Origin of the sequence: Clostridium sediminicola (assembly GCF_050402865.1) — a bacterium.
GTDB classification, from domain to species: domain Bacteria; phylum Bacillota; class Clostridia; order Clostridiales; family Clostridiaceae; genus Clostridium_AF; species Clostridium_AF sediminicola.
The window spans coordinates 81,965-95,524 of the sequence record NZ_BAABMF010000009.1; the positions used below are offsets into that span (position 1 = coordinate 81,965).

A 13,560-nucleotide genomic window follows, 5' to 3' on the forward strand; every position below is an offset into this window, starting at 1 on the left:
AAAAGGTTATAATTAATAGAATATGAATTATAAGAATGATATAATATAAATAAGTAAATAAAGTTCAAGTTAAAATATATTATAATAGTGAAGCAAATAGATAAATATTTAAAGAGGGGAGTATTTGATGTTGTATCATGCATCAGCAGAAGTTGTTGAATTTCCAGAGGTAAGAAAAAGCAGGTATACAAAAGATTTTTCATGGGGATTTTACTGTACCAATAATTTTCAACAAGCTAAAAAATGCGCCAGAAGAAATAGAAAAAGTGCAACAGTTAATTATTATACATACACAGAAAATAAAGGATTGAAAATATTAAAATTTGATAAAATGACCGATGAATGGTTAGACTTTATTGCAGCATGTAGAAAGGGATTAATACATGACTATGATATAGTAGAAGGTCCAATGGCAGATGATACTGTTTGGAATTATGTGAATGACTTTTTAGCTGGAGATATTACTAGAAACATTTTTTGGGAGTTAGCAAAGTTTAAGTATCCAACTCATCAAATAAGTTTTCATACTTTAAAAGCATTAGACTGTCTTAAATTTGAGAGGAGTGAAATAATAAATGAATGATACTCAAAAAGATAATTTGTTTTACGTTTGTTCACTCATAGAATTTATTGGAAGAAAGACTAAAAACAGAAGAGCTGCTGTTGTAAAAATACTTGGGAAGAAAGAATTGAATAGGCAACTAGAATTAGCTGATGTAAATCATTGTTTATCTTTTGAACAAGTTTCAGACGAGATTATAGAGCATTTTAATATACTGGAAGGCGATTTTGATTCTGTAGGGTTATGTAAATATACTATACCAAGTTTTCAATCTATAGGTAAAGAATACCAAAGGTTAATACTAGATGTAAGTTTAGAAAGAGATAATATAGTGGATGTGTTATACGAAGTATTTCAATCATTTATAAGTGATGAGATATCTGATTTTAATTCTTCAGTTTATTATAGCAATCCAGAATATTTAAAGTATTCATATTTAGAAGGAAAACTATTGGCATAGGGTTGTCAACAGATTAAAGCTTATTAAAGTTTTTATTAACTTTGATAAGCCTTTTTTTATTACATTACAATTCATATCAATACATGTATAAAGACTAAACGAAGCTATAAAAATGATTAAGAAAACATTATATGGACATTATAAAGAACCAGTTTACGATGATGAAGATAGAGTTGTAGGAGAAATATATGGAGAAATAGATGACCAAGGGACAAGTACTGGTACTGAAAAATTCAAATACCAATACAACGCAGAAGGAAATCTAGGTTACCACGAAGATTTAGTCAATGGAATCAACTACAGATATATCTATGACTTATCAGGAAGACTTGGAAAAGTAGTTGGATCTAACGGTAATAGTATAAAATATGACTATGACTTTGAGAATAATATCAGTAATGTTACAGAAAAAATAAAAGGTATAACAGAGGATAAAGCATATTCAACAGACTATACTTATGACAAAGATAATAAACAAAAAACAATTACCTACGATGGAAACAATATAGGTTTTGATTATGATTCACTAGGTAGACTAGATATAAAAATAATAAATACAGGAACAATAACTTTTGCAACAAACTATGCTTATGAAGACGGAGCAGAGGCAAACTCAACTACAACAAGAGTAAGTACTATAACTAACAATGGTAGTACAATAACCTATACAGAAGATAAACCTTACGTAAACTTAATCTATACATGTCAAAAATCTCAGGCGCCAATGAGTTTTGGACATATATAAAAGATAACAATACGTAAACTTAATTAATGCATGGATAAAATAATGAATCTTCAACATTTTTTAGCAATGCATTAATTATTAGTTGCAGTTGATTATCTTAGATTTATAGTTGAAGTGGTTTATCTTAATGATGCAAATGGAAATTTTGAAACTATAACTGAAAATGGTAAACAGATAAAATACTATTATAATGAACTAAGCGAGCTTATTAGAGAAGATAATGAAGTCTTAGGAAATACAATTACTTATACCTATGATGGTGGCGGTAATATAAGGAAAGAGACACTAGAGAGGTATTTAGAGATAGTGAGTTTTTAACTTTAAAGCGAATATTTCTTTGTATTTTAAATTCTTAAAAATGAGGAAGATATGCTTAATCTAGAGCATTATCTTCCTCATTTAATATGATGCCATGAAGGATGTATTATAGATTTTGTTTTCACAAATATATCAAGTACTTTTATTTGCTAAGATTCATCTACTAATTCCATCAAATTAAGATAACTGTTATAATCATTTACTAAAAAAAGTTTTCCTTCAATATCTAGCTTATCAATTTTAAACAAAACATCGACAATTAAAAAATTTATATTGTCGGATAAATCAAATATTTTTTGAGTAGTTAAATAAGGGACTTTAATATCTACTCTTAAATTTAAAAAGTCAACCATTGTTGAAATTATATTCCCTAGTATTATATTACCAATTTCATGATATGTATCAATAAGAAGGTCGAAACTTTCTTCGTCTTCGATATCTATTTCGTCAAAACCTTCTAAATACTTTATTAGCTTAATTAGTTCATCATCTCCCATAGAGAAAACTGTTTTTCCGCTTAGGGCTTCGCCATTCATTTCTTGGACTATAACGCGTTCTGAAAACAAAGGGAATTTGATAGTACCATCTGTTAAATATACTTTTGCTGTATTTAGGCTAACATCAGAATCGACTAATTCACCTATAACTTTAGCAGCCTTTTCAAGACCTAGGCTAATACATTTTTCGAGTACATCTATTAATTCTGATTTGATTTGATTATTTTCTATTAGCATAATAGAACTCCCTAAATTCATTGACTTTAGCAGTTGTTAATGGTTTTTCTATAAAGAAATCTGCTCCGTTCTCATAACATAAAGTTTTTTCAGTAGATTGCATATTGGAACTTATAACAACAAGACAACAACTAGGGTTAACTTTTTTTACATACTTCAAAACTTCATGGCCTGATATTTTGGGCATTAATAAATCTGTAAGTAAAACATCTGCATCTTGAAAGGTGTTATTGTTTTCAATGTTATCCAACATTTCCTGGTCATTTAAAAAAGTAATTTCTAGTTCATCTAGTGTTTCTTTTAGAATTCTTTTACACATTCTTGCTTGAAATTTGGAATCGTCCACGTGTATTATTTTCATAAGTTTCCTCCAGTATTTTTCTTAGTAAGTTTATAATTTTGTTTATCTTTGTACATTAATGAATCAGCTTTATCTATTAGTTCGTTTAATGTCAAATTACAATCTTTATCATACATTGCTTGTCCAGTACTAATGCTTAATTTGAAAGGCTTTCTTTCGGATTTATTATAAGCATCTATCTCATCTTGTATGCGGTTAGTTACTTTTTTTGATTGTTCTAAATTTGTATTAGGTAAAACTAAAAGAAATTCGTCTCCGCCTAATCTAATTAATATATCTGAACGTCTTAAAATATTATCAATAATTTCTGCGGTAGATTTAATAAGGGAATCACCGTATTGATGCCCGTAGGTATCATTTGTAGTTTTTAACTCATTTATATCCAGATAAATTATTGAAAAGATTTTAGAATATCTTTTAGATAGTTCATATACTTTTTCTAACATCAACAAACCTGCTCTTCTATTGAAACAATTTGTCAATACATCTTTGCTGGCTGATATTTCAAGATTATATATTGACCTGCCCCTTTGGTAAGAAAGAGAATACAATTGAACAAGTCTTTTTGCTATCTCCAAATGATGAGATTTGAATGAATTCTCACAATTGAATAGTACTAGTTCGCCGATTTTTGAATCTTTATCCCAAATAGGCGTTAATAAAATATTTTTTATTTTATTATTAAATGTTTTGTCTAAACCAGAAAGTGTAGCGACCTCTTTTAGGTTATTATAAAAACAAGCATCGTTAAAACTCATGAAATGGTTGCATATTTGCTGCGAAGTTGCTAGTTTTGGGAATATATTAATAGAATCGAATTTTTCAATAATTTTAAATTCCTTATTTGTGAAATCACGAGAAATAATTATGCCTATATCACAGTTGGTTAATTGTTTTAGTTTAGCTAACATTATATCTGCTACATCATGAATGGATGCATTCATAGAAATAATAGGAACTATGATATCACTAATAGCATCATCAATTTCAAATTGAATACTTAGTTGCTCCTCAAATAATTCCAAAATTTCAATCGCACTAATATTTTTTATATCAATATCTTTTGACTTGATAGCCAGTAATTTTTCTAGAATAGTTGATTTCATAACAAAATCTTTTACTTTTTTTATAAGAAATGTATTGGATCTTTTAACTGCATTTATTTCAATACATTCCATAAGGAATTGACTTTCTTTAATTGGTTTTACTACTAGCTTATAGGAACTAGTGGATGTAGATAATACAGTTTTGTTAAGTCTACGTTTTTCCGAAATTATAAATGGAAACTTATTTTCAACACCATTCTTTATTATGGGCCAGTAAGCTTTGTTTATCATACTTGAGATAAGGTTGTCTTCAGAAATGATATTTTTTGCTGCTGGATTATAATACATAATATAATAATTGGTATCAAAAATTATATATGGAGTTTCCACATAATTTAATAGTTCATCTAATTTATTGTTTGATTCGTTTAGTTCGTTTGATTTCATAAAAACACCTACTAATTAATGTTTAATTTTGATACTTAACAATGATTTATAAAATTTAATATTTTATGTTTTTTATTCCATTATTAAGATATATTAATTATAGGTAATTAATTATATCATGTCAATTAATAAATAAATGGTTGGATTATTAGAATTAAATTTCGTAAAACAAGGGTCTTCTCAAAATTCTGAGTAGACCCTTGTTTTTTATTTCAATGTTTACAAAATTGTTATTTTCAAGTATAATAAAGTTTACGGACAGAATACATTAAATTATAACATACATTATTATTATACCATACAAGTGTCGTGGATGTCAAGTAAATTTGTGAAAAAATAAAGGGGTGGATCAATGGATAATTATAATAAAATTCATAAGGAAGAATTAAGCTATTTTAAAAAGATTTTATTTGTAATTGAATCTCAACTTAAAGAAGAAAAAGAAGCTATTAATGGGAAGATAGGTAAAGTTTTAAAATCTAGAAGAGAAATGTGGCAAGAGAGTTCGCATTCTTCAGAGGATTTTGCTGCAACATCAGAGATGAATCAATTTTTAGAAGAAGTTAATACGAAAACGAGAGATTATATAAGTACAGAAAAAAGAATTGATAGATATAATAAGTTGCTTAACTCGCCATATTTCGGAAGGGTTGATTTTAAGGAAAATGGTTTTGAGGATACTGAAAAAATATATATAGGACTATATAATTTGATGGATTCAAAAACAAATGATATTTATGTGTATGATTGGCGTGCACCAATATCTAGTTTATTTTATAGGAATGAATTAGGAGAAGGGACATATAAATCTCCAGTCAGTTTAATTAGTGGAGATATTTTACTTAAAAGACAATATAAAATTGAGAACTCAGAATTTAAGTATTATTTTGACAGCAGTATAAAAATTAATGACGAAATACTCCAAGAAGTCTTAAGTAGGAATTCGTCTTCAAAAATGAAAAGTATAGTTCGAACTATTCAAAAGGAACAGGATATAATCATAAGAGATACTGAAAATGATTTGCTAATTGTTCAAGGTGTTGCGGGAAGTGGAAAAACATCTATAGCTCTTCATAGGATTGCATTTCTGCTTTATGAGGGATTAAATTCTAAGTTAAATATAAATGATATTATAATAATCTCTCCAAACTCAATTTTTAGTAAATATATATCTGACGTACTTCCAGAGCTAGGGGAAGAAAATGTTGAGCAGTTAACTTTTGATGATTTCGTTGAAGGAGAAAAAAGGGAAAGTCAGATGGAAAATTTATTATATCTACAAGGAAGCAAAGAGTTTGATTTAAAGATTAATAGTATAAAATTTAAAGGGTCTCATAAATTTGTAAAGATAATTGATAAGTTCCTTAGTTACTATGAAAGAAAAATGATTCCTTTTAAGGATGTTTATTATGATGGAAAAATAATTGAAACAGCACAGGAAATAAAAAGTATATTTCTTAATAATAAGATTAATATGCCTATAGCAAAACGGTTAAGTAGAATTGAGAAAATGATACTAAATAAGATTTATCCACTGAGAAAGAAAAGACTCCAAAAAATAGAAAAAGTAGTAGAGAGAACAACGGAGACTCACATTCTTGAGATAAAATCTTTTAGTAGACTTTTGGCTATAAGAGAAGCAAATAAGCTTATGAAGTATATTCATAGCTTTACTGAAGTGGACTATATCGATTTATATAAATTGATATTTAAAGATAAGATATTATTTAAAAAATTATCTAAAGACATTAAATTACCAGATAATATTGATGAAATTATATTAGAGACAAATAAAAATTTTGATACTGGAAAGATTTCTTATGAGGATGCTGGTGCACTTTTATATATTAAAATTAGAATAGAAGGCAATCAAAAGTTTGGTGAGATTAAACAAGTGGTAATAGACGAAGCTCAAGATTATTATCCTATTCATTATCATATTTTTAAGCTATTATTTAAAAACGCAAGATATACTGTTTTAGGAGATTTTAATCAAACACTTGAAAAGTTTGGAGATAAGAATTTATACCAATATGTAGAAAAAATACTTCATAAAAAAAAGAGTGTTAAACTTTCTTTGAATAAAGGGTATAGATCTTCATTTGAAATCAACGCTTTTAATCAAAAACTTCTTAACAATGGAGAGGAGTTTATATCCTTTGAAAGGCATGAGGGAGCTCCCAAAGTTAAATTTATGGATAATTTAAATGAACTTGATAAAAGAATTTGTGAAGACGTATCAAAATTTTATAAAATGAAATATAAGTCTATAGCAATAATATGTAAAAGTGGAACAGAAGCAAAGCGTATAAAAAACAAATTAAGTAACATTATTGATATAGAGGTTTTGAGTGATAAAAGCTATGAAAATAAAAAATCAGTATTGGTAATACCTTCATATTTAGCAAAGGGATTAGAATTTGATGTTGTATTTGTATACGATGTTTCTAATGAGAATTATAAAAGTTCTTTTGATAAGAGGCTACTTTATGTATCTTGTACAAGAGCACTACATCAATTGGTTTTATATTATACTGGAGAGAAAAGCAAGTTTATATAAATATTTAATAATGTATGTAATGAAAATACAATATTTGCGTATTAACATATGAAGTTACTTAGCTAAGTAAAAAAATTATGAAGGAAGGATTATAAATTATGCAACAGATTGCTATTATTGAGGCCTTGGATAATAGAGAAACTGATAAAAATATATGCGAAGAAAATGATATTGCTTATATTTTTGATAGTTACTATAAAAGGGTATTTAATTATATTTATTACAGAGTTAATAAACAAGAGATAACAGAGGATCTCACTAGTGAAGTTTTTGAAAAAATAATACTTAAAATAAGCACGTTTTCGGATAAGAAATCTCCCTTTGAAGTATGGGTATTTGCTATTGCTAGAAATGTAGTAAATGATTATTTCAGAAATCTAAAAAAATATAGGCTCTTCTCTCTTGAGGTAGTTAAGGATTTTGTTTCAAAAGAAAAAACTCCAGAGGAATTTATAATAAGGGAAGAAACTAATGAAGGACTTTTTCAGGCTTTAAAAATACTTAGTACAAAAGAAAGAAATATTGTTGCCCTTAAGTTTGGCGCAAATCTAAAAAATAAGGAAATTGCAGTAATGTTAGATATTACTGAAAGTAATGTAGGAGTAATACTTTATCGTACAATGAAAAAGTTGAGAAAAGAAATTGAAAGAAGGGGAGAAAATGAGTAAAAGAAGTATTGAAGATAAATTTTCTATTGATATTGATGCTTATTTTAAGGGGATAGAAGATAGTAATAATTTAAACTCAAAAGAATATAAAGATATTTTACAACTAGGTAAGAATTTGGTGGATAATGATTTTAGCAAAAATAGCAACAAAGAAGATATATTTAAAAGAGTTTTAAATGATATAGATGAGAATAGAGGAGATAATAGTATGAAGAAATCAAATAAAATCAAACGTTCCGCTATTGCAGCGGCAGTAGTAGGTGTAATGGGTCTTTCACTGATCCAATCATCATATGCACAGGACCTTGTAGAAAAAGTAATAAATATAATTTCTGTAGGACATATTAATGCAATGCAAGTAGAACCCTCTATGGAAGAAACATTTCCTGTTGCAGAAGAATTAAAAGGTAAAATTTTTGATGAAGGTGGAAATCCAATAGAAGTAGCTACAAAAGAAAATGATGGGAAATGTTATACAGCTGATGGTGAACTAATTGTAGAAATCTTAGATGGTGAGATTATAACTGAAGCTGAACAAGAAAAGATGGATAAAGAAGGAAAGCTAATAGTTAATGATTCTAAGAAATTAAATGATTATACATGTTTTAATGTTATAGTTCCTGGCTATCTACCAGAGGGGTATAAATTTGATAGAGCAGAATTTTATAAGGATGATAATGGGATTGTTAATAACACAAAATATATTAATTTATATTTTATGAATAAAAAAACAGAAAAAGAGATTTTTATGCAGCAAAGATTTGCAGATGAAGAAACTGGATTTACAATGTCAACAGATGGAAAAATCCAAAAAGTAAAGGTAAATGGAGAGGATGCAATAATTTCTGATGATAGGAATATTGATTGGGAATTTAATGGTGTAATATATTGTTTATCAGGAAGAGGAGAAATTACAAAAAGTGAATTAAAAAAGATCGCAGAATCGATTAAATAGAAATTAGAATTCTAAAAATTTTACTTGGAAGAAATTATTTGAGCGTAGTAAATAGAGAATCCGAAATTGGATTCTTTATTTTTTGTGGTTTAATACCTCATGGATAATATTGATTTAGTTGATTAAAAAATGTATATTATATATAAGTTAATAGTATTTTATTATAAGTTAAAGGGTGAAAGATTATGAAATTAACATTGAAGAATATAGATAAAAAAGCATTACAATCTGGAGTTTCTGTATTTTTGTGTATTGTACTTTGTCCTATATTTCATATCGAGTCTTCTTTTTATGCAACAATTGCAGCAGTTATTACATCTCAAACAGATGTATTAGAGTCATTTAAAACAGGAAAAAACAGAATATATGGAACTTTTATAGGTGCGTTGATTGGAATTTTTTTTGCTATATATTTTCGTGGTAATCCCTTGTTTTGTGGTTTGGGTGTAAGTATCATAATTTACATATGTCATAAAATATGGGGAACGCCTGCTACAAATGTGGCATGCATTGCTTTTATAGCTATTATGCTAAATATTCGTCCAAATGATACGCCTGTAGAGTATGGAATGTATCGTTTTATTGACACAACCTTTGGTGTAATGATATCAGTTGCTACCTCTTATTTTCTTTTTCATAATCCAATCTTAACAAAATTTTATGAAATAAAAGAGGACAAGTAGGGGTTTATTCTTTTTTATATTAATTGATTAATAACACCTATTAATGTAAAATGAAGTAGTAATATGAAATATAAATAATAATTTAATTTGTGAAGAAAATACGATCAAAGTGTTTATATTGGGTGGGGTGATAAATATGGCAACAATTGTTAAGAATATTAATAATGGTGAAAAGTATTTTTTAGTAGGTACAGGATTTGGGGCTTATAAAGCTACAAGACCAAGTTTTTTTGGAGGTAATTTGTTTCCAGTAGAAGATGAAGATACAATTACTGTAGTTGCAATTTGTGATGGTAATGGAAAAATACATTGGATTCAATCTTCTGAAATTGAAGTTGTATCTATAGATGGAGTTCCTCTTTCTGAAATAGCAGGACAATTAAAATAAAGATAAATATTTAATTAAAATAGTTAACCAAAAGTGTTTGGAAAAAAAGTTAGTCATTATATAGGCTGGCTTTTTTTTATTTAAAATTTTTGTCACTAAACTAAAGAGGCTTAGAAAAAGTTATGTTTGTTTTTTTAGATAAAAAATAGGTAAATACATGGTTTATGACTGTATTAACAGACGATGAAAGTTCTCAATAAATTATTTATAATTAAATTAAATAAAAGAAATGAGGTGAAGGTAATTTGACAATTGAGATTACTACTTTAATTGAAAATAAAAAGGGTGAACATTTAGGATTATTTAATGAGCATGGTATCTCTTTTTATATAAAAAAAGATAATGAAGCTATTTTATTTGATACAGGACAGAGTGATAAATTCTTAAAAAATGCGGAACAATTAGGGGTAGATTTAAGTAATATTAAGCAAATTGTTTTAAGTCATGGGCATTATGACCATACAGGCGGATTCATTCATTTAGTAGAGAAGTTGGGAAATTCATTTTCTTTAAATATTAGTAAATGTTTTTTTGATAAAAAGTATGGCTTTAATGGATTAGCATATGAATATTTAGGGAATAATTTTGATGAAACATATTTAAAAAAGAAAGAAATTAGTGTAAACTATATTGAAAAAGATATGGTAGAAATTACTAATGATATATACTTATTTTCTAATTTTCAACAGATTTGTGATTATGAAGAGATAAATTCACGATTTCGTAAATTAGTTAATAATGAGTTTGTAGTGGATAAATTTCAGGATGAAGTTGTTGTAGGAGTAAAAACAGAAAAGGGATTATTAGTGATTTTAGGGTGTTGTCATTCCGGAGTTGTAAATATTTTAGAAACGATAACAAAACGCTCTGGAGAATCCATTTATGGAATAATTGGAGGAACACACTTGGTAGAAGCTAATAATAAAAGAATAGTGCATACTTTAGAATATTTTGAAGAAAAAGATATAAAAATACTGGGTATTTCACATTGTACTGGTGAAAAAGCTATAAAGGAACTTAAAAAATATAAAGATAAGTTTTTCTACAATTCTACAGGAACTTCACTGATTTTAGAATAATAGTAAAATCGGAGGTAAACTATGAAATTACAAGATATTGCACAAAAGATTGTTGATGCGACTATGGAGATTATTGATAACAGGAATGTAAATATTATGGACAAGAATGGGTTTATTATTGCTTCTGGTGATAGAAATAGAATAACTACTTTCCATAAAGGCGCAGATGATGTTATAAAGTCTAATAAAGATGTTGAAATATATCCAGAGGATGTAAAGAATTACCCTGGTGCAAAAGAAGGGGTGAATATGCCTATAAACATCGAGGGGAAAGTACTTGGAGTAGTAGGAGTTTATGGACATCCTGATAAAGTTAGAATTGTTGCAAATCTTGTAAAAACTTCAGTTGAGTTAGCTTTTGAGCAATATCTTATATCTGAACAAGTTAAACTTGTTGGAGATTTAAAACAACAAATAATAAGAAAAATAATATATCAAGATGTTACAAAAAATGAAGAAGAAATTTTATGCCTTTGCAAAGTTGCAAGTTTAGAAATTTCAACAAAAAGAGTTTCTGTAATAATTGAACTAATTGGTAAGGATAAGATGGATTCTGGAGAAGTTTTTAAGAATAATAGGATTATAGAAAAATACATGATGAATAGTAGGTTTATAGACAATAATGATATTATTGGGATAATAAATGATAATATTGTAGTTTTTAAAAGCCTTTGTTATTACAAGGATGAAATTACAAAAGAATATTTAGAAAAATTGTCAAGAAAGATATATGAGAATTGTGGATTAGAAATAAGAATAGCATGTGGAAGTTTCTATGAAGGAATACATGGATTAAAGGAATCCTATAATGAGTCAAAGTCATTATTTAATAATAGTAATGAATCAGTTCAAGATATTAAGAATTTAAATGTGCAAACTACTTATTTATTAAACCAAATTGAGAATGAAAAACTAGAACATTTTATTAAACCAATTTATGAAAAAGTTTTAAATGATAAAGGGATACCAGAGGTGTGGATAATAAATACACTTGAAGCACTTTTTGAAAACGATTTAAATTTAAGTGAAACCGCAAAATGTTTGTATTTACATAAAAATTCATTAGTGTACAGAGTAAAGAAGATTGAAAAGTTATTAGGATTATCAGTAACAACAAATTTTAATCATTCTGTATTACTTAAGTTGTTACTAGTATATATTCACAAAGTTAACAATAAAAAATGAGGAGGAATTTTAATGAGTTCAGGTTTCGGTTTAATTGCTATTATTATTATTGCTGTTGTAGGTATGGTAGTGCTTATATCAAAATTTAAGTGGCATCCATTCATTGTACTTTTACTTAGTGCGTATTTTGTAGGGTTAGCTTCAGGAATGTCTGTTGATGATTTGTTAAGTACAATTAAATCTGGTTTCGGTGGCATATTGGGTAATATTGGTATCGTTATTATTGCTGGAACAATTATAGGTACTATTTTAGAAAAAACAGGAGCAGCACTTACTATGGCGAACACTATATTAAAATTAGTAGGTAAAGATAAGGCTCCGCTTACTATGAGTTTAACTGGATATGTAACTAGTATACCCGTATTTTGTGATTCTGGGTTTGTAATATTATCACCAATTAATAGAGCACTAGCAGAGAAATCCAAGGTTTCTCTTGCAGTTATGGCTACAGCGTTAAGTTCAGGTTTATATGCTACTCACTGTCTAGTGCCACCGACTCCTGGACCAATAATTATGGCAGATACGTTAAAGGCTAATCTTGGATTGGTTATTATAGTGGGAGCTTTGGTATCAATTCCAGTAATGATTGCAGGATATATATATGCTATAAAAGTTGCATCTAAATATGATGTACCAGCTAATCCTGAAACAACTGTGGAAGAGTTACTTCAAAAATATGGAGAACTACCACCTGCATTTGCATCATTTTCACCAATATTATTACCAATTGTTTTAATTGCTTTAAAGTCAATAGCTGATTTCCCATCAAACCCTGTTGGAACTGGTATGGTAAAACAAGTATTTGATTTTATAGGTAATCCTATTACAGCATTAATATTTGGAGTTTTCTTAGCTTTGAGACTTATACCAAAGAGTGAAGATAAAAATAAATTTGAATGGATATCAAGCGGGATTGTTAATTCAGCTTCAATATTAGCTATAACTGGAGCAGGTGGAGCTTTAGGGGCAGTACTAAGAGCACTTCCAATTGCTGATGTGCTAGGTAGTTCTTTAATAAAATTAAATATAGGAATTTTAGTTCCATTTATTATTGCTGCTATATTAAAAACTGCTATGGGAGCATCAACAGTTGCTATGATTATAACGTCTGCAATGGTAGCACCGCTTATGGTACAAATGGGAATGACATCAGAGTTGGCTAAGGTTTTAGTTGTGCTAGCTATAGGAGCGGGTTCTATGACTGTATCACATGCTAATGATAGTTATTTCTGGGTAGTATCTCAATTTTCAGATCTTGATACGGCTACAGCATATAAATGTCAGACTGGGGTTACTTTAGTTCAAGGTATAACAGCTATTGTTGTTATTGGTGCTATGTCATTGTTCTTATTATAATAATTTAGAGGTG

At 27.9% G+C, this 13,560-nt stretch carries 15 protein-coding genes; 12 read left to right on the forward strand and 3 right to left on the reverse strand.

Going from position 1 to position 13,560, the window contains the following annotated elements; genetic code table 11:
- Positions 1-127 precede the first annotated feature (127 nt).
- The 4 genes from ACQ3F0_RS15105 (at position 128) to ACQ3F0_RS15120 (ending at position 2,085) form a co-directional block, all read left to right on the forward strand.
- A complete protein-coding gene (locus ACQ3F0_RS15105) occupies positions 128-583 on the forward strand; it encodes a DUF3990 domain-containing protein (protein WP_428866155.1) in 456 nt (151 codons plus the stop codon).
- A complete protein-coding gene (locus ACQ3F0_RS15110; protein ID WP_428866156.1) occupies positions 576-1,022 on the forward strand; it encodes a hypothetical protein in 447 nt (148 codons plus the stop codon). The genes ACQ3F0_RS15105 and ACQ3F0_RS15110 overlap by 8 nt, the downstream gene beginning before the upstream one ends.
- 112 nt (positions 1,023-1,134) lie before the next feature.
- Positions 1,135-1,767 carry a hypothetical protein gene (locus tag ACQ3F0_RS15115; RefSeq protein ID WP_428866157.1) on the forward strand — a complete coding sequence of 211 codons (633 nt, stop codon included), beginning with the start codon at positions 1,135-1,137 and terminating at the stop codon, positions 1,765-1,767.
- A gap of 114 nt (positions 1,768-1,881) precedes the next feature.
- Positions 1,882-2,085 carry a hypothetical protein gene (locus ACQ3F0_RS15120; RefSeq protein WP_428866158.1) on the forward strand — a complete coding sequence of 68 codons (204 nt, stop codon included), beginning with the start codon at positions 1,882-1,884 and terminating at the stop codon, positions 2,083-2,085.
- A 149-nt stretch (positions 2,086-2,234) separates the two neighbouring features.
- Here the strand turns inward: ACQ3F0_RS15120 and ACQ3F0_RS15125 are convergent, their stop codons facing one another.
- Genes ACQ3F0_RS15125 through ACQ3F0_RS15135 form a run of 3 tightly spaced genes read right to left on the reverse strand, consistent with a single transcriptional unit; the run spans position 2,235 to position 4,673 of the window.
- Positions 2,235-2,819 carry a chemotaxis protein CheC gene (locus ACQ3F0_RS15125; protein ID WP_428866159.1) on the reverse strand — a complete coding sequence of 195 codons (585 nt, stop codon included), beginning with the start codon at positions 2,817-2,819 and terminating at the stop codon, positions 2,235-2,237.
- Positions 2,803-3,180 (reverse strand): response regulator, encoded by a 378-nt coding sequence (locus ACQ3F0_RS15130; RefSeq protein WP_428866160.1) that lies wholly within the window; start codon positions 3,178-3,180, stop codon positions 2,803-2,805. Before ACQ3F0_RS15130 ends, ACQ3F0_RS15125 begins: the two co-directional genes overlap by 17 nt.
- Positions 3,177-4,673, reverse strand: a complete 1,497-nt coding sequence (locus ACQ3F0_RS15135) for a diguanylate cyclase (RefSeq protein ID WP_428866161.1) — start codon at positions 4,671-4,673, stop codon at positions 3,177-3,179. Before ACQ3F0_RS15135 ends, ACQ3F0_RS15130 begins: the two co-directional genes overlap by 4 nt.
- A gap of 352 nt (positions 4,674-5,025) precedes the next feature.
- Here ACQ3F0_RS15135 and ACQ3F0_RS15140 point away from each other — a divergent pair, with 352 nt between their 5' ends.
- The 8 genes from ACQ3F0_RS15140 to ACQ3F0_RS15175 all read left to right on the forward strand — a co-directional run bounded on the left by ACQ3F0_RS15140 (position 5,026) and on the right by ACQ3F0_RS15175 (position 13,547).
- Positions 5,026-7,233, forward strand: coding sequence for a HelD family protein (locus ACQ3F0_RS15140; RefSeq protein ID WP_428866162.1), 2,208 nt, complete (start codon positions 5,026-5,028; stop codon positions 7,231-7,233).
- A gap of 98 nt (positions 7,234-7,331) precedes the next feature.
- Positions 7,332-7,901, forward strand: a complete 570-nt coding sequence (locus tag ACQ3F0_RS15145; RefSeq protein ID WP_428866163.1) for a sigma-70 family RNA polymerase sigma factor — start codon at positions 7,332-7,334, stop codon at positions 7,899-7,901.
- Positions 7,894-8,856: a DUF4367 domain-containing protein gene (locus ACQ3F0_RS15150; RefSeq protein ID WP_428866164.1), complete on the forward strand. Its 963-nt coding sequence runs from the start codon at positions 7,894-7,896 to the stop codon at positions 8,854-8,856. The genes ACQ3F0_RS15145 and ACQ3F0_RS15150 overlap by 8 nt, the downstream gene beginning before the upstream one ends.
- Positions 8,857-9,041: 185 nt before the next feature.
- Positions 9,042-9,539 (forward strand): FUSC family protein, encoded by a 498-nt coding sequence (locus ACQ3F0_RS15155; protein WP_428866165.1) that lies wholly within the window; start codon positions 9,042-9,044, stop codon positions 9,537-9,539.
- Between the two features lie 136 nt (positions 9,540-9,675).
- Positions 9,676-9,927, forward strand: coding sequence for a hypothetical protein (locus ACQ3F0_RS15160; RefSeq protein WP_428866166.1), 252 nt, complete (start codon positions 9,676-9,678; stop codon positions 9,925-9,927).
- A gap of 245 nt (positions 9,928-10,172) precedes the next feature.
- A complete protein-coding gene (locus ACQ3F0_RS15165; RefSeq protein WP_428866167.1) occupies positions 10,173-11,006 on the forward strand; it encodes an MBL fold metallo-hydrolase in 834 nt (277 codons plus the stop codon).
- A gap of 21 nt (positions 11,007-11,027) precedes the next feature.
- Positions 11,028-12,191, forward strand: a complete 1,164-nt coding sequence (locus ACQ3F0_RS15170; protein WP_428866168.1) for a CdaR family transcriptional regulator — start codon at positions 11,028-11,030, stop codon at positions 12,189-12,191.
- 12 nt (positions 12,192-12,203) lie between these two features.
- A complete protein-coding gene (locus ACQ3F0_RS15175) occupies positions 12,204-13,547 on the forward strand; it encodes a GntP family permease (RefSeq protein WP_428866169.1) in 1,344 nt (447 codons plus the stop codon).
- The last annotated feature ends 13 nt before the right edge of the window (positions 13,548-13,560 follow it).